The 17,700-nt window shown below is 70.2% G+C and carries 13 protein-coding genes; 12 read left to right on the forward strand and 1 reads right to left on the reverse strand.

Translation table 11 applies throughout. The features are described from left to right. Positions 1-26: 26 nt before the first annotated feature. On the reverse strand, positions 27-1,022 hold the full coding sequence (locus CIB93_RS31100) for a hypothetical protein (protein WP_096631741.1): 996 nt from the start codon (positions 1,020-1,022) through the stop codon (positions 27-29). A gap of 136 nt (positions 1,023-1,158) precedes the next feature. On the opposite strand from CIB93_RS31100, the gene CIB93_RS31105 reads away from it, so the two are divergent. From CIB93_RS31105 to CIB93_RS31160, 12 genes are all read left to right on the forward strand, one after another. After that, positions 1,159-3,780 (forward strand): valine--tRNA ligase, encoded by a 2,622-nt coding sequence (locus CIB93_RS31105; protein WP_096631743.1) that lies wholly within the window; start codon positions 1,159-1,161, stop codon positions 3,778-3,780. A gap of 142 nt (positions 3,781-3,922) precedes the next feature. Next, a complete protein-coding gene (locus CIB93_RS31110; protein WP_096631744.1) occupies positions 3,923-5,446 on the forward strand; it encodes a folylpolyglutamate synthase/dihydrofolate synthase family protein in 1,524 nt (507 codons plus the stop codon). Positions 5,447-5,454: 8 nt separating this feature from the next. After that, positions 5,455-5,808 (forward strand): DUF4233 domain-containing protein, encoded by a 354-nt coding sequence (locus tag CIB93_RS31115; protein ID WP_096631746.1) that lies wholly within the window; start codon positions 5,455-5,457, stop codon positions 5,806-5,808. Positions 5,809-5,928: 120 nt separating this feature from the next. After that, entirely contained in the window at positions 5,929-6,342 is a 414-nt protein-coding gene (gene ndk / locus CIB93_RS31120; protein WP_096631747.1) for a nucleoside-diphosphate kinase, read from the forward strand. Positions 6,343-6,630: 288 nt separating this feature from the next. Beyond that, positions 6,631-7,650: a rod shape-determining protein gene (locus tag CIB93_RS31125; protein WP_018487160.1), complete on the forward strand. Its 1,020-nt coding sequence runs from the start codon at positions 6,631-6,633 to the stop codon at positions 7,648-7,650. Between the two features lie 159 nt (positions 7,651-7,809). Further along, positions 7,810-8,844, forward strand: coding sequence for a rod shape-determining protein MreC (mreC, locus tag CIB93_RS31130; RefSeq protein ID WP_096631749.1), 1,035 nt, complete (start codon positions 7,810-7,812; stop codon positions 8,842-8,844). An 11-nt stretch (positions 8,845-8,855) separates the two neighbouring features. Next, positions 8,856-9,521: a rod shape-determining protein MreD gene (mreD, locus tag CIB93_RS31135; protein WP_096631750.1), complete on the forward strand. Its 666-nt coding sequence runs from the start codon at positions 8,856-8,858 to the stop codon at positions 9,519-9,521. A 100-nt stretch (positions 9,522-9,621) separates the two neighbouring features. After that, positions 9,622-11,844: a penicillin-binding protein 2 gene (gene mrdA, locus CIB93_RS31140; RefSeq protein WP_096631751.1), complete on the forward strand. Its 2,223-nt coding sequence runs from the start codon at positions 9,622-9,624 to the stop codon at positions 11,842-11,844. Continuing rightward, complete coding sequence (rodA, locus tag CIB93_RS31145; RefSeq protein ID WP_096631752.1) at positions 11,844-13,037, forward strand: rod shape-determining protein RodA; 1,194 nt, start codon at positions 11,844-11,846, stop codon at positions 13,035-13,037. Before mrdA ends, rodA begins: the two co-directional genes overlap by 1 nt. Before the next feature lie 30 nt (positions 13,038-13,067). Then, entirely contained in the window at positions 13,068-14,597 is a 1,530-nt protein-coding gene (locus tag CIB93_RS31150; RefSeq protein WP_096631754.1) for a CYTH and CHAD domain-containing protein, read from the forward strand. A 49-nt stretch (positions 14,598-14,646) separates the two neighbouring features. Then, the gene (locus tag CIB93_RS31155) at positions 14,647-16,575 is read left to right on the forward strand and encodes a TIGR03960 family B12-binding radical SAM protein (RefSeq protein ID WP_096631755.1); all 1,929 of its coding nucleotides are present in this window, start codon (positions 14,647-14,649) and stop codon (positions 16,573-16,575) included. A gap of 68 nt (positions 16,576-16,643) precedes the next feature. Further along, positions 16,644-17,700: hypothetical protein (locus tag CIB93_RS31160; protein ID WP_096631756.1), on the forward strand; the 1,057-nt coding region annotated here is incomplete at its 3' end.

The raw sequence follows: 17,700 nt of genomic DNA on the forward strand, positions 1-17,700 counted from the left end.
GTGGACGCCCCTTCGGCGTTGCGCGGTCAGATCTTGGTGCGGGAGGTGTTGTACAGCTTGGCGGCGAGGGTGGCTGCTTCGTTCTGGGACATTGGCTTGTTGGTCATGGCCCCGCCGATATCGACACCGATCACCGCGCTGACCGTGCTGTAGTCGGCCCAGACGCAGATCGGCATGGTCATGTCCTTGGGGCCGTTCTGCACCGTGCCATCGGCCTTGTCATTCACGATCTTCATGTCCTGGCACTTCATCAGCGCGCCCTCGAAGCCGTCCGGTGTGACGTTCTTCGGGCTGCCGACCAGAGAGCCCTCAAAGCCCTCGTCAGCCATCATTTCCTTCTCGGCGTTCTTGAAGAAGCCGTCGATGACGGCGTCGGGGTCGTCTACCTCACCCCAGACACCCATAAGCATGAGCATCTTCGCGGTGAGCGGGTTCTTCTCCATGTCGCCGCTCACGTACTGGGCGCCGGCCTGGTTGGGGTTCTTGATCCCCATGGCCTCCGTCTCGGCCTTCTCCTTGCCCGTCAGCGGCCCGGTCGGCGCCTTCTCCTTCGTGTTCTGCTTGTAGTCGTCCACGGAAGCGGCGGGCGTCAGCTTGTACCCCTTCGTGGAGTCCGCCACGTCACTGTTGCCGCCACCGGAGGTCAGGAAGTACACCCCGCCCGCGATGACCGCCAGCGCCACCACGGCGACACCGACGATCAGCCCGGTCTTCTTCTTCGGCTGCTGCGGCTGCTCGCCGTACCCCGGCTGACCGCCGTACGGAGGCGCGGGCGGCTGCTGGCCGTACGGACCCGGCTGCTGGGCCTGCGGGTAGCCGTAGCCCTGCTGGGGCTGACCGTACGGGTTCGGCTGCTGCGGCGGGACGCCCTGAGGGGCCTGCTGCGGGTAACCGTAACCGGGCTGGCCCTGCGGGGGGCCCTGGGGCGGCGGGGCTCCGTACGGGCCCGGCTGCTGGCCGTACGGTCCGGGCTGGCCCTGTGGCGGCTGCCCGCCGTACGGGCCCGGCTGGTTGTAGCTCATCGAGGTGTCCCCTCCAGAATCCTTATGCGTTGCGAACATCCTGACGGAAGCGGTCCTGACATGGGGGATCGGGCCCGACACCGTTACTGAAACAACCCGTTTCAATGCAGGACTGTGACGGCCCTAAACTGTCTCCGTGACCGAGAACTCATCGCAGCAGCCAGCCAGCAACCCCGAACTGCCGACCACGTACACGCCGGCCGACGTAGAGGGGAAGCTGTACGAGCGCTGGGTGGAGCGCGGTTACTTCGAGGCCGACGCGAAGAGCGAGAAGCCTCCGTACACCATCGTCATCCCGCCGCCCAACGTCACCGGCGCCCTCCACCTGGGCCACGCTTTCCAGGTCACGCTGATGGACGCACTCACCCGCCGCAAGCGGATGCAGGGCTTCGAGACGCTCTGGCTGCCCGGCATGGACCACGCGGGCATCGCCACCCAGAACAAGGTCGAGCAGCAGCTCGCCGAGGAGGGCAAGTCGCGGCACGACATCGGCCGTGAGGCGTTCGTCGAGCGGACCTGGCAGTGGAAGGAAGAGTACGGCGGGCGCATCCTCGGCCAGTTGCGGCGCCTCGGCGCGGGCCTGGACTGGTCGCGCGAGCGGTTCACCATGGACGAGGGCCTGTCCCGCGCCGTCCAGACGATCTTCAAGAACCTGTTCGACGACGGCATGATCTACCGCGCCGAGCGCATCATCAACTGGTGCCCGCGCTGTATGACGGCCCTCTCGGACGCGGAGGTCGACCACCAGGACGACGCCGGCGAGCTGGTCTCCCTGAAGTACGGCGAGGGGGACGAGACACTGGTCGTCGCGACCACCCGCGTCGAGACGATGCTCGGTGACACCGCAGTCGCCGTCCACCCCGACGACGAGCGCTACGCCCATCTCATCGGCAAGCGCATCAAGCTGCCGCTGACCGACCGGACCATCCCGGTCGTCGCCGACACCCACGTCGACCCGGAGTTCGGCACCGGCGCGGTCAAGGTCACCCCGGCCCACGACCCCAACGACTTCGCCATCGGCCAGCGCCACGGCCTGGAGTCGGTCACGATCATGGACGGACGCGGTGTCATCACGGTCCCCGGTCCCTTCGAGGGCCTGGACCGCTTCGAGGCACGTTCCGCGATCGTCGAGGCGCTGCGCGAGCAGGGCCGGGTCGTCGCGGAGAAGCGCCCGTACATGCACTCCGTCGGGCACTGCTCCCGCTGCAAGACCACCATCGAGCCGCGGCTCTCACTCCAGTGGTGGGTCAAGGTCGAGACGCTCGCCGCGGCCGCGGGCGACGCGGTCCGTGACGGCCGGGTCGACATCCACCCCAAGGAGCTGGAGCGCCGCTACTTCGACTGGGTCGACAACCTCAACGACTGGTGCATCTCGCGCCAGCTCTGGTGGGGTCACCGCATCCCCGTCTGGTACGGCCCGAACGGCGAGGTCGTCTGCGTCGGCCCCGACGAGGAGCCGCCCACCGGCGAGGGCTGGATCCAGGACGAGGACGTCCTCGACACCTGGTTCTCCTCGGGCCTGTGGCCGTTCTCCACGCTCGGCTGGCCGGAACAGACTCCGGACCTGGAGAAGTTCTACTCCACGGACGTCCTGCTCACCGGCCACGACATCATCTTCTTCTGGGTCGTCCGGATGATGATGTTCGGCCTGTACGCGATGGACGGCGAGATCCCGTTCAAGACGGTCGCCCTCACCGGTCTCGTCCGCGACGAGTTCGGCAAGAAGATGTCGAAGTCCAACCCGAACGCGGTCGACCCGATCGACTGGATGGACGCCTACGGCTCCGACGCCGTCCGCTTCACCCTGGCCAACGGCGCCAACCCGGGCGCCGACGTCCCGATCGGCGAGGACTGGGTCAAGGCCTCCCGGAACTTCGCCAACAAGATCTGGAACGCCACCCGGTTCGCCCTGATGAACGGCGCGACGGTCGAGGGACCGCTCCCGGACCCGTCCGCGATGACGGCCACCGACCGCTGGATCCTGTCCCGCCTCAACGAGACCGTCGCCGACGTCGACCGCTTCTACGACGACTTCCAGTTCGCGAAGATCTCCGACGCGCTCTACCACTTCGCGTGGGACGAGGTCTTCGACTGGTACGTCGAGCTGTCCAAGACGACGTTCTTCGCGGGAGGCGAGCAGGCCAAGGTCTCCGGCCGGGTCCTCGGCGAGGTCCTCGACGTCACCCTGCGCCTCCTTCACCCGATCGTCCCCTTCGTCACGGAGACCCTGTGGACCACGCTGACCGGAGGCGAGTCCGTCGTCGTCGCCGAGTGGCCCGCGGACTCCGGCTTCCGTGACGAGGCGGCCGAGAAGGAGATCGAGCTCGTCCAGCAGGTCGTCACCGAGGTCCGCCGCTTCAAGGGCGACCAGGGGCTCAAGCCCGGCCAGAAGGTCCCGGCCGAGCTGACCCTGACCGGCACCGCACTCGCCCCGCACGAGGCGGCCATCCGTCAGGTGCTGCGCCTGGAGGCTCCCGGGGACGGCTTCAGCGCCACCGCGTCCCTCCCGGTCGCCGGGGCCACCGTCGCCCTGGACCTGTCCGGCACGATCGACGTGGCGGCCGAGCGCAAGCGCCTCACGAAGGACCTGGAGGCGGCCCGCAAGGAGAAGGCCCAGGCAGAGGGCAAGCTCGGCAACGAGGCCTTCCTGGCCAAGGCACCGGACAACGTGGTCGACAAGATCCGCGGCCGGCTCGCCAAGGCCGAGGCCGACATCGAGCGGATCGGCGCCCAGCTGGCGGCCCTCCCGCAGAGCTGATGTGCTGACCGCGAAGCCCCCGCACCCCGACCGACCGGGATGCGGGGGCTTCGCCGTACGTCTTCGGCGCCCCGCCGCTCCCTCAGGGCTTACCGTGCCGGGCGCTGCGTGCGATGTCGGTGGCCATCCGTAGACTGGCCCCGTGAGTGAGCCCCGCCCTTCAGACCGGCACGACGCGCCCGATCCCGACGACACCTTCGAGGGGATCGTCGACGAGGCGACCCAGCGCGACCCCGACCTGGCGGTGATCGAGGCCGGGAGCCGCACGCTGCGCACCCACTCGGGCCACCCCCAGGGCGAAGCGGTCCCTGCCCGCCCCGCCGACCCCGAGACCGACAAGGCGCTGCGCGCCGTGGAGCAGGAGCTCGCCGGACGCTGGGGCGAGACCAAGCTGGAGCCGTCCGTCACGCGCATCGCCGCGCTGATGGACGTCCTCGGCGAGCCGCAGCGCGCCTACCCCTCCATCCACATCACCGGCACGAACGGCAAGACCAGCACGGCCCGCATGATCGAGGCCCTGCTCAACGCCTTCGAGCTGCGCACCGGCCGCTACACCTCCCCGCACGTCCAGTCGATCACCGAGCGGATCAGCCTGGACGGCTCCCCGATCGAGCCCGAGCGGTTCATCGAGACGTATGAGGACATCAAGCCGTACGTCGAGATGGTCGACGCCCAGCAGCCCTACCGGCTCTCCTTCTTCGAGGTGCTCACCGGTATGGCGTACGCGGCCTTCGCCGACGCGCCCGTCGACGTCGCGGTCGTCGAGGTCGGCATGGGCGGCACCTGGGACGCCACCAACGTCATCGATTCCACCGTCGCCGTCGTCACCCCGATCTCGCTGGACCACACCGACCGGCTCGGCACCACGCCCGCCGAGATCGCCGGGGAGAAGGCCGGGGTCATCAAGCAGGGCGCCACGGTCATCCTGGCCCAGCAGCCGGTGGACGCCGCGCAGGTCATGCTGAAGAAGGCCGTCGAGGTGGACGCCACCGTGGCCCGCGAGGGCATGGAGTTCGGCGTCGCCTCCCGCGAGATCGCGGTCGGCGGACAGCTGCTCACCCTGCGCGGACTCGGTGGCGAGTACGAGGACGTCTTCCTCCCGCTGTACGGGGCGCACCAGGCGCACAACGCGGCCGTCGCGCTCGCCGCCGTCGAGGCGTTCTTCGGCATCGGCGCCGAGCAGGCCCGCTCGCTCGACGTCGACGCGATCCGCAAGGCGTTCGCCTCGGTGCTCTCGCCCGGCCGCCTGGAGGTCGTGCGCTCCAGCCCGACCGTCGTGCTGGACGCCGCGCACAACCCGGCCGGGGCCAGGGCGGCTTCCGAGGGGATCTCCGAGGCGTTCAGCTTCTCCCGGCTGATCGGTGTGGTCGGCACGAGCGGCGACAAGGACGTGCGCGGGCTGCTTGAGGCCTTCGAGCCGATCTTCGCCGAGATCGTCGTCACGCAGAACTCCACCGACCGCGCGATGGACGCGGACGAGCTGGCCGCGATCGCCGTCGAGGTCTTCGGCGACGACCGCGTCCAGGTCGAGCCGCGCCTCGACGACGCCCTGGAGGCGGCGATCACGCTGGCCGAGGAGGACGACGAGTACGCGGGCGCCGGAGTGCTGGTGACCGGATCGGTGATCACGGTCGGCGAGGCCCGGCTGCTGCTGGGAAGGGGCTGAGGAGAAGGATGCGTACGCTCTGCTCCTCGACGCTGATCGGTGAGTTCTTCGTGATCGGCTTCGCCGGTCTCGTGGCGATGAAGCTGGACGACGTCTCCATGGCCGCGGTCTGGACGGTGTGCGGCGTCGGCATGGCGCTGTCCGTGCTGCTGTGCGGAGTGATCACCCGCCCCGGCGGTGTCCAGCTGGGCTGGGCGCTCCAGATCGCGCTGGTCCTCAGCGGCTTCGTGGTCCCGATGATGTTCATCCTGGGGCTGGTCTTCGGCGGGCTGTGGTGGGCCTCGGTCCACTACGGCCGCAAGGTCGACGAGGCGAAGGCCCGCTGGGCCGCCCAGCAGGAGGCCGGCGAGGCCACGGCCTGAGGCGACTCGACCCGGGGCCCGAAGGTGACCCTGGGTGAACCCGGGCGCCGAGCCGTTCCCGTACCCCTGTAATCTCGCCCTCACCGCACCCGTAATGCCTGGCCTTGCAAGGAGCCGCACATGACTCAGCGCACCCTCGTCCTGCTCAAGCCCGACGCCGTCCGCCGTGGCCTGATCGGCGAGATCGTCGGTCGCATCGAGCGGAAGGCCGACTGGCGCATCACCGCGCTGGAGCTGCGCACCCTGGACCAGGAGACGCTGGAGCAGCACTACGGCGAGCACAAGGGCCGCCCCTTCTACGAGCCGCTCGTGGAGTTCATGGCCTCCGGCCCGGTCGTCGCCCTGGTGGCCGAAGGTGAGCGGGTCATCGAGGGCGTCCGCGCCCTGGCCGGCCCCACCGACCCGATCGCCGCCGCGCCCGGGTCCATCCGCGGGGACTTCGGCACGATCACCCGGGAGAACCTCATCCACGCCTCGGACTCCGAGGAGTCCGCAGAGCGAGAACTGAAGCTTTTCTTCCCCGGACTTTCCTGACCCGATCGGCCAAACAGCGCTGTTCGCCTGGGGCGACCGAAGTAATTCGGTCGCCCCTCGGCATAGGGTTCGGTATCGCGGGAACGCATCCCTCCGACATAACGTCACCATGGGTAGGACGGGCACCCGTTCCGCTCACACTGGCGAAGGACCCTCGCGCTGTGTCCGTGCATACGGCACTACGATGGAAGCTTCCACGCCCGCAGCGCCAACCTCGCCTACCAGAACAAGCCATCACCGCTTCCTGGGAAGGCCCGACGCATCCTCATGGGGAACAAGGGGAACTCAATGTCGTTCATCGGCCGTGACATGGCTATCGACCTCGGGACTGCCAACACGCTGGTGTACGTCAGGGGGCGCGGCATCGTCCTGAACGAGCCGTCCGTCGTGGCCATCAACACCAACACCGGCGGAATTCTGGCGGTCGGCTCCGAGGCCAAGAAGATGATCGGGCGCACGCCGGGCAACATCGTTGCCGTGCGGCCGTTGAAGGACGGCGTGATCGCCGACTTCGAGATCACGGAGCGGATGCTCCGCTACTTCATCCTCAAGATCCACAAGCGTCGCTACCTGGCCCGCCCCCGCGTCGTCGTCTGTGTGCCCTCCGGTATCACCGGGGTCGAGCGCCGCGCGGTCATCGAGGCGTCCACGCAGGCCGGCGCGCGCCAGGTGCACATCATCGAGGAGCCCATGGCGGCGGCGATCGGCTCCGGTCTGCCGGTCCACGAGGCCACCGGCAACATGGTCGTCGACATCGGTGGCGGCACCACCGAGGTCGCCGTGATCTCGCTCGGCGGAATCGTCACTGCCCAGTCGATCCGGACCGCCGGTGACGAGCTGGACAACGCGATCATCCAGCACATCAAGAAGGAGTACTCGCTCCTCCTCGGTGAGCGGACCGCCGAACAGATCAAGATCACCATCGGTTCGGCGTACGACCTGGACAAGGACGAGCACACCGAGATCCGCGGCCGCGACCTGGTCTCCGGGCTGCCCAAGACGGTCGTCATCTCGGCCGCCGAGGTCCGCAAGGCCATCGAGGAGCCGGTCAACGCGATCGTCGACGCCGTGAAGACGACGCTCGACAAGTGCCCGCCCGAGCTCTCCGGCGACATCATGGACCGTGGCATCGTCCTCACCGGCGGCGGCGCGATGCTGCGCGGCCTGGACGAACGGCTGCGCCGCGAGACCGGCATGCCGATCCACATCGCCGAGGACCCGCTGGACTCGGTGGCGCTCGGCTCCGGCAAGTGCGTCGAGGAGTTCGAGGCGCTCCAGCAGGTGCTGGACGCCCAGCCCCGCCGCTAGGGCGGGCAGAACACCACCCGATCCGGTGTGCGGACGCTACTGCTCCGCACGCCGGATCGTTGATACAGATCGTTGCCGTACGTGTGCTGACGCAGAGGCATCCGCGGAGGCGTACAGACGGGTACGAACATTCCGATGAGGAAGGCACGGCCGCCGCACGTGAGGGACACACGAGAGAGCCGGCTGCTCCTGGTGCTGCTGATCGCCATCGCATTCGCCCTGATCACGGTGGACATCCGGGGCGGCGAGGGGTCACCGGTCGACGGCGCGCGGCACGCCGCCGCCAGGGTCTTCGGCCCGGTCGAGAACGGTGTGGCGGCGGCGGTCAACCCGGTGGGCAACGCCATAGGCGCGGTGCGGGACTCCGGCAACCGGCACGACCGGATCTCCACCCTGGAGCAGGAGAACGCCGCGCTGAAGGCCAGGCTCGGCAGCGACGACCGCACCAACAGCCGGGTGCGCCAGCTCGACGCCATGCTGAAGAACGCCGGCGCCGGACAGTACGGCATCAAGGGCGCCCAGGTCATCGCCATAGGAGCGGCCCAGGGCTTCTCCTGGACGATCACCATCGACGCCGGCTCCGATGACGGCATCCGCCGCGACATGACCGTCCTCAACGGGGAGGGGCTGGTCGGCCGGGTCACCACCGTGGGCCCCGGCACCGCGACGGTCCTGCTCGCCAACGACCCCGACTTCACCGTCGGCACCCGGATGGAGAAGACCGACGAGCTCGGCTTCGCCACCGGCCAGGGCACGCGCCCGTTGTCGGTGCAGTTCCTCAACGGCAAGGCGAAGGTGAAGAAGGGCGACCGGCTCGTCACCTTCGGCTCCAGCAAGGACAAGCCCTTCGTGCCCGGCGTCCCGGTCGGCGAGGTGGTCCGCGTCGACCCCTCCGGCGGCGCGCTGACCCGGACCGCCTACGTGAAGCCGTACGTCGGGTTCACCAAACTCGACATCGTCGGCGTCGTCGTCCAGGCCCCGCGCGAGGACCCCCGCGACATGGTCCTGCCCAAGCAGCCCGTCAAGGCGAAGCCGAAGCCGACCCCCACCGTCACCGTCACCGTCCAGCCCAACGGGGACCTCGTCGACGGCTCGGGCAAGGTCGTCGGCAACATCAACGAGCAGCAGGGCGGTGACGCCGCCGGAGACCAGGCGGGCGACAACCAGCCCGGCACCGCGGACAACGAGGAATAGAGCTGATCCCCATGCGCCTCAACCGGACTCTGCTCTCCACCGCCCTGGTCGTCGTCGCCCTGGTCCTCCAGGTCTCCGTCCTCGCCCGCCTCCAGCTCCCGGGCGCCGTCCCCGACCTGCTGCTCCTCACCGTCCTCGGACTCGCCTTCGTGTACGGGCACGTCAGCGGCGCGCTCATCGGCTTCGGCGCGGGCCTCCTCGCCGACCTGGCCCCGCCCGCCGACCACGCCGCCGGGCGCTACGCCCTGGTGCTCTGCGTCATCGGCTACCTCGCGGGCCTGGCCCGGCCGGAGAACGGGCAGCTCAAGTCGGCCTTCGCCCCGATGGCGGTGGTCGTCGCAGCCGCGATCGGCTCGACCCTGCTCTACGCGGGCGTCGGCGCGCTCGTCGGCGACACGTCCGCCCGCCATGTGGGCCTGGGCGGCCTGCTGTTCACCGCCGCCGTCTACGATCTGCTGCTGGCGCCCTTCACCGTGCCGCTGATCATGGCGCTGGCCAGACGTACGGAGAACGACCCGGTCTCCGAGGCCTCCGGTGGCAGCAACGACGTCGCCGCGGGCTGGCTCTCCTCCGGCACCGGGCTGCGGATCGGCAACCAGCGCGGCGGGCTGCGCGTCAAGGCCGCCCGCAACCGGGCCTCCCGCGCGGGCCGCATCAAGGGGGTCAAGCGACTGTGAAGCCGTACGCGACCGGAGGGCACCGGAGGCGCCGCGTGAGGCTGTGCTTCCCGGGGGACGCCTCCCGTACCCCCGGCCGAACCACCACCGGGGGCGTCCTGTGAGCAACATCCCCGAGACCGGGCGGACCCAGCGGGTCCAGATCCGGCTCATCGTCATCCAGGTCCTCGTCTTCTCCCTGCTGCTCACCCTCGGCGGCCGCCTCTGGTACCTCCAGATCCGCAACGGCGACGAGTACACCGCCGAGGCCGCGGGCAACGGGGTGCAGCAGGTCGTCCAGCCCGCCGTACGCGGCTCGATCCTCGACGCCCGGGGCGTACCGCTCGCCGACAACGAGACCCGGCTCGTCGTCTCCGCCAGCCGCACCGAGCTGCTGAAGATGAAGGACGACGGCGTCGAGGTCCTCACCCGGCTCGCCGACGTCCTGAACATGAAGCCGAAGGACGTCCAGGAAAAGATCCGCCTCTGCGACTCCAAGACCCCCCAGCCCTGCTGGAACGGCTCGCCCTACCAGCCGATCCCGGTCACCGACGAGGCCACCACCCAGCAGGCACTCCAGATCCGCGAGCGGGCCGAGGACTTCCCCGGCATCACCGCCGAACCCACCGCCGTACGCCGCTACACCGCACCCGGCAAGGCGAGGACCGCACAGGTCCTCGGCTATCTGTCGCCCGTCACCGACGAGGAGATCCAGGAGGCGCAGGACGGCCCGTCGCCCTACCTCCGCTCCGACCAGGTCGGCCGCTCCGGCCTGGAGCGCACGTACGACAAGGAACTGCGCGGCAAGGCGGGCGTCACCCGCTACGAGGTCGACAACCTCGGCCGCGTCCTGGGCGAGGCGGAGAACGACCCGGCGGTGTCCGGCTCCAGCCTCGTCACGAGCCTCGACGCACGCGTTCAGGCGGTGGCCGAGTACGAGCTCGCCGCCGCCATGAAGAAGATGCGCGGCGAGACCGACAAGATCACCGGACGGAAGTACGAGGCCGACTCCGGCGCCGTCGTCGTCATGGAGTCGAAGACCGGCCGCATCGTGTCGATGGCCTCCCAGCCCGACTACGACCCCAACGCCTGGGTCGGCGGCATCTCCGGCAAGGAGTACGCCAAGCTCACCAGCGAGAAGTCCAACTACCCGCTGCTCAACCGGGGCATCCAGGGCCAGGCGCCCGCCGGATCGATCTTCAAGGTGGTCTCGGCCAGCGCCGCCGTGCGGGCCGGGCACGACTTCAACGACCGCTACAACTGCAGCAGCTCCTACAGCCTCGGCAGCCAGACCTTCGCCAACTTCGAGTCCAAGGGGCACGGCCCCATCACCCTCGGCGACGCGCTCAAGTACTCCTGCAACACCGTCTTCTACCGCCTCGGCCACGAGGAGTGGGTGCGGGACGGCGGCATAAAGCCGAAGAAGGACGCCAAGGACTGGTTCTACCGCACCGCCCGTGACTTCGGGCTCGGCTCCGAGACCGGCATCGACCTGCCCAACGAGGTCAAGGGGCGCATCCCCGACCGCGAGTGGAAGCGGGACTTCTGGAAGGCGAACAAGGACGCCTGGTGCAAGCAGGGCAAGAAGGGCGGCACCTACGTCCAGCAGATCGCCTACGAGAACTGCCTCGAAGGCAACCAGCTCAAGGCCTACGACAGCATCAACTACGCGATCGGGCAGGGGGACGTCCTCGTCACCCCCATCCAGATGGCCACCGCCTACGCCGCCATCAGCAACGGCGGCACCCTCCACGCCCCCACCGTCGGCAAAGCCGTGATCAGCCCCGACGGCAAGAACGTCCGGGAGATCAAGCCCAAGGTCACCGGGAAGCTGCCGGTCGACGCCCAGACCATCAAGGACCTCGACAAGGGCCTGCGCTCGGTGGTCGAGCCCGGCGGCACCGCCGCCTGGCGGTTCGGCGGCTGGCCGCAGGACAAGATCCCGATGCGGGCCAAGACCGGCACCGCCCAGGTGTACGGCAAGCAGACCACCTCGTGGTTCGCGACCTACACCGACGACTACACGATCGTCATGACGATCTCCCAGGCCGGCACCGGCTCCGGTGCCTCCGGGCCCGCCGTGCGCAAGATCTACGACGCGCTCTACGGCCTCGACGCCGAGGGCAACCAGGACCTGAAGAGGGCCCTGCTGCCGAAGCCCCAGAAAGCGCTGCCCAAGATCGAGCCGGACGGCTCGATCCACGCCCCGAAGGTCGAGCCCTACGACCCCACCCCGGTCGAGCCGGAAGGACAGCCGGTGGAGCCGGAACAACAACTGCCCGTGCAGCCCACGGGCCAGCCGGGACTCACCGGATCACCGGCGACCACGGGGAGGCAACCCTGATGGCAGGTGGATTCTCCGTCTCCCGTTACGGCCCCGACGAGGGCTCCTGGGCCAAGCTGACCGCCCGCGACTCCCTCGCACGGCGGCTGGACTGGCCGCTGCTCGGGGCATCGCTCGCGCTCTCCTTCCTCGGTGCGCTGCTGGTCTGGTCCGCGACCCGCAACCGCGACCACCTCACCCAGGGCGACCCGTACTTCTTCCTCCTCCGGCACGCCCTGAACACCGGCATCGGCCTCATCCTGATGACCGCCACGATCTGGCTCGGCCACCGCACCCTGCGCGGCGCCGTCCCGGTCCTCTACGGCGCCTCCGTGCTGCTGGTCATGGCCGTCCTCACCCCGCTCGGCACCACGATCAACGGCGCCCACGCGTGGATCAAGCTCCCGGCCGGCTTCTCGATCCAGCCCTCCGAGTTCACCAAGATCACCATCATTCTGGTGATGGCGATGCTGCTGGCCGCCCGCGTCGACGCGGGCGACCAGGCCCACCCCGACCACCGCACCGTCGCCAAGGCGCTCGGCCTCGCGGCGATCCCCATGGCCGTCGTCATGCTGATGCCGGACCTCGGCTCGGTGATGGTCATGGCCGTCATCGTCCTCGGCGTGCTGCTGGCCTCCGGCGCCTCCAACCGCTGGGTCTTCGGCCTCCTCGGCGCGGGCGCGGGCGGGGCCGTCGCCGTCTGGCAGCTGGGGCTGCTCGACGACTACCAGATCGCCCGCTTCGCCGCCTTCGCCAACCCGGCGCTCGACCCGGCGGGCGTCGGCTACAACACCAACCAGGCCCGGATCGCGATCGGCTCCGGCGGACTCACCGGCACGGGGCTCTTCCAGGGCACCCAGACCACCGGCCAGTTCGTCCCCGAGCAGCAGACCGACTTCGTCTTCACCGTCGCCGGTGAGGAGCTGGGCTTCCTCGGCGCCGGGCTGATCATCCTGCTCCTGGGCGTCGTCCTGTGGCGCGCCTGCCGGATCGCCCGCGAGACGACCGAGCTGTACGGCACGGTCGTCGCCGCCGGGATCATCGCCTGGTTCGCCTTCCAGGCCTTCGAGAACATCGGCATGACGCTCGGCATCATGCCGGTCGCCGGACTGCCGCTGCCCTTCGTCTCCTACGGAGGGTCCTCGATGTTCGCCGTCTGGATCGCGATCGGACTCCTCCAGTCGATCAGGGTGCAACGGCCGATGTCTGCCTGAACCGGCCCCGCAAGGGGTAGGAGCCGGTATATGGCGGACACCAAGCGCGAGATCGAGCGGAAGTACGAGGCCACCGACGCCACCCGGCTGCCCGACCTCGGCCGGGCGGCCGGAGTCGGCCGGGTGGTCCCGCGCGGCCGGACCGAGCTGGACGCCGTCTACTACGACACCGCCGACCTCCGCCTCGCCGCCGATGCCCTCACCCTGCGCCGCAGGACCGGCGGGTCCGACGCGGGCTGGCACCTGAAGTTCCCCGTCGCCACCGGCATCCGGGACGAGATCCACGAACCCCTCGCCGACACCCTGCCCCGCCCGCTGGCCGCCCTGCTCCGCTCCCGGGTCCGCCACGCCGAGCTCGCCCCCGTCGTCCGGCTGCTGTCCTCCCGTGACGTCCACCACCTGCTGGCCGCCGACGGCACGCTTCTCGCCGAGGTCAGCGTCGACACGGTGCTCGCCGAACGCCTCGCGGGGGAGGGGAGCGGCACCACGGCCACCTGGACCGAGATCGAGGTCGAGCTGGCCGACGACGGTGACCCGGCCTTCCTGGACGCCGTCGAGAAGCGGCTCCGCAAGGCCGGGGTGCGCCCCGCGGAATCCGCCTCCAAACTGGCCCGCGCCCTGGCCGAGACGGGGCCCGTACGCCAGGGGAAGCGGCCGGATCGGGACGAGCCCCGGACCACGGGCGACCACGTCCTCGCCTACGTACGGAAACAGATCCGCGCGATCGTCGACCTCGACCCCGCCGTCCGCCGCGACCTGCCCGACTCCGTGCACAGGATGCGCGTCGCCACCCGGCGGCTGCGCAGCGCCTTCAAGACGTACGGGAAGGTCCTCGACCGCGAGGTCACCGACCCCGTCGGCGCCGAGCTCAAGTGGCTGGCCGCCGAACTCGGCGTCGACCGCGACCAGGAGGTCCTGGACGACCGGCTCAGCAGCCGGATCGAGGCCCTGCCCGGCGCCCTGGCCCTCGGGCCGGTGCGCGGCCGGCTCCGCGCCTGGTCGGCCGCCCGCCGCACCGGATCGCGCCGCAGGATCATCGACGTACTGGACGGGAAGCGGTATCTGGCGCTCCTGGACACCCTCGACGCGCTCGCCGCCGACCCGCCCCTGCGCCCCGCCGCGTCCCGCAATCCCGACAAGGCGCTGCCCCGCGCGCTGCTCAAGGACTACGGCCGCCTCGCCACCCGCATCGGCCACGCCCTCGACCGGCCGCCGGGGCCCGAGCGGGACACCGCGATGCACGAGGCCCGCAAGGCCGCCAAACGCGCCCGGTACGCGGGGGAGGCGGCCAGAGGCGCGCTCGGCGGCCCCGCCAAGCGCTTCGCCGAACGGATGAAGGCCGTGCAGACCGTCCTCGGCGACCACCAGGACAGCGTCGTCGCCCGCGAGGCCCTGCGCACCCTCGGCATCCAGGCACATGCGGCGGGAGAGTCCGCCTTCACCTGGGGCCTCCTGTACGGCCAGGAGGAGGCGGCCGCCGACGCCAGGGAGCGCGAGCTGCCCGAGGTGTGGGCCCGGGCCTCGGCCCCGGCACTGCGGGCGGATCTGGGGCACCGCTGACCGGGGTACGCTGGATGGTCACCCCTGCCGGCTCACGAAGGTTCGCGAGATGTCTGCCGCATCGGTCTTCCCACAGCTCGAAGCTCTGCTCCCGCATGTGCAGAAGCCCATCCAGTACGTCGGCGGTGAGCTGAACTCCACCGTCAAGGAGTGGGACAGCTGCGACGTCCGCTGGACCCTCATGTACCCCGACGCCTACGAGGTCGGACTCCCCAACCAGGGCGTCATGATCCTCTACGAGGTACTCAACGAACGCGAGGGCGTCCTCGCCGAGCGCACGTACAGCGTCTGGCCGGACCTCGAAGCGCTGATGCGCGAGCACGGCGTGCCGCAGTTCACCGTGGACAGCCACCGCCCCGTCGGCGCGTTCGACGTCTTCGGGCTGAGCTTCTCCACCGAGCTCGGCTACACCAACATGCTCACCGCCCTGGACCTCGCGGGCATCCCGCTGGAGTCCAAGGACCGTGACGTGGACCACCCGATCGTCCTCGCGGGCGGCCACGCCGCGTTCAACCCCGAGCCGATCGCGGACTTCATCGACTGCGCGGTCATCGGCGACGGCGAGCAGGCCGTCCTGGAGATCACCGAGATCATCCGCGCCTGGAAGGCCGAGGGCCGCCCCGGCGGCCGCGACGAGGTGCTCTTCCGGCTGTCGAAGACCGGCGGCGTCTACGTCCCGCGCTTCTACGACGTCGAGTACCTCCCCGACGGCCGTATCGGCCGCGTCGTGCCCAACCGGTCCGGCGTGCCGTGGCGGGTCTCCAAGCACACGGTGATGGACCTCGACGAGTGGCCCTACCCCAAGCAGCCCCTCGTCCCGCTCGCGGAGACCGTGCACGAGCGGATGTCCGTGGAGATCTTCCGCGGCTGCACCCGCGGCTGCCGTTTCTGCCAGGCCGGCATGATCACGCGCCCCGTGCGGGAGCGAAGCATCACCGGCATCGGCGAGATGGTCGACAAGGGCCTCAAGGCGACCGGCTTCGAAGAGGTCGGCCTGCTCTCCCTCTCCTCCGCGGACCACAGTGAGATCGGCGACATCGCCAAGGGCCTCGCCGACCGCTACACCGAGGACAAGGTCGGCCTCTCACTGCCCTCCACCCGCGTCGACGCGTTCAACGTGGACCTGGCCAACGAGCTGACCCGCAACGGCCGCCGCTCCGGTCTCACCTTCGCCCCCGAGGGCGGCTCCGAGCGCATGCGCAAGGTCATCAACAAGATGGTCTCGGAGGAGGACCTGATCCGCACGGTCTCCACGGCGTACGGCAACGGCTGGCGTCAGGTGAAGCTGTACTTCATGTGCGGCCTGCCCACCGAGACCGACGAGGACGTCCTGCAGATCGGCGACATGGCGGTCAACGTCATCGCCAAGGGCCGCGAGGTCTCCGGGCAGAACGACATCCGCTGCACCGTCTCCATCGGCGGCTTCGTGCCCAAGCCGCACACCCCCTTCCAGTGGGCCCCGCAGCTCTCCGCCGAGGAGACCGACGCCCGGCTGAAGAAGCTCCGGGACAAGATCCGCGGGGACAAGAAGTACGGCCGCTCCATCGGCTTCCGCTACCACGACGGCAAGCCCGGCGTCGTCGAGGGACTCCTCTCGCGCGGCGACCGCCGGGTCGGCTCCGTCATCCGCGCGGTCTACGAGTCCGGCGGCCGCTTCGACGGCTGGCGCGAGCACTTCAGCTACGACCTCTGGATGAACTGCGCGGAGAAGACGCTCCCCGAGTACGGCGTCGACGTCGCCTGGTACACCACCCGCGAGCGCACCTACGAGGAGGTCCTGCCCTGGGACCACCTCGACTCCGGCCTCGACAAGGACTGGCTGTGGGAGGACTGGCAGGACGCGCTCGACGAGACCGAGGTCGAGGACTGCCGCTGGACCCCCTGCTTCGACTGCGGCGTCTGCCCGCAGCTCGACCTGGACATCCAGATCGGCCCGACGGGCAAGAAGCTGCTCCCGCTGAGCGTGGTCAACAAGTAACGCGTCCCCGAGCACCGGAGCAGGCCCGGTCCGGCAACCGCCGACCGGGCCTGTGCGTCATTCACGGCATGGACGACAGCAGCCACGACCAGGCACTCGACCGGTACGCGCCCGAGACCGCCCTGACCCGGCTGATCAGGATTCCGGTGCGCATCGTGGTGCTGGTCGTGGTCCTGCCCGTCCGCATGGCCTGGGACCTGCTGGCCGCCGGCTGGCACGCCCTCGACCGGACCGTGCTGCCCCCGGCCCGGCGGGCGCTCGAAGCCTCGGCCGGTGCCCTGGGGCGGGGCCTGGAGTGGTTGTTCGGCTCCATCGGCTGGGCCGTGGGGTGGCTGATCGGCACCTTGGTGCTCAAGCCGCTGAGGTGGCTGTACACCTCGGTCCTCACCCCGCTCGGGCACGGCCTGCGCTGGATCGGCACCGCCCTGCTGGCCCCGGTGGCACGCGGCTTCGGGACCGGCGTGGTCTGGCTGCTCACGAAGGCCGGCCAGGGCACCGGCTGGCTGCTCACGAAGGCGGGCCGGGGCGCCGTCTGGCTGCTCGCCGTGCTCCTCGTCCTGCCCTCGGCCGTCCTGTGGCGGTACGTACTCGTACCGGTGGTCCGGTACGGCGTGGTCGTCCCGCTGGTCTGGCTGTACGGCAACGTCCTGACCCCGATCGGCCACGGCGCGGCCTGGCTCCTCGCAGCCCTCGGGCGGGGCGTCGCCTGGACCGCCGGGCTCCTGTGGCAGGGGATCGCGGCGGTCGGCCGGGGCCTGGGAGCCGTCGCCGTACGGCTGGCCATGACGTTGATCGTGGCCCCGGCCTCCTGGACCTACCGCCGCGTCCTCACCCCCGTCGGCCGGGAGATCGCGGACGCCGCCGAGGTCGCCTGGCGCATCGCCGGATACCTCTCCCGCGCGGTCGGCCGGGGCCTCGCCTGGCTCGCCCGGCACCTGATCGGCGCCCCGGCCTCCTGGGCGTACCGCACCGTGTGCACCCCGGTCGGCCATTTCGTGCGCGACGCCTTGTGGGCCCCGGCGCGGCGCGCCGCCGTCGAGGCGGGCCGCGCCGCCCGCTCGGCCCTCGCCACGGCCCGGGAAACCGTGCGCCAGGCCCGCCGGGACGCCTGGCGCGCACTGGCCG

Origin of the sequence: Streptomyces sp. WZ.A104, assembly GCF_002382885.1 — a bacterium.
Taxonomy (GTDB): Bacteria; Actinomycetota; Actinomycetes; order Streptomycetales; family Streptomycetaceae; genus Streptomyces.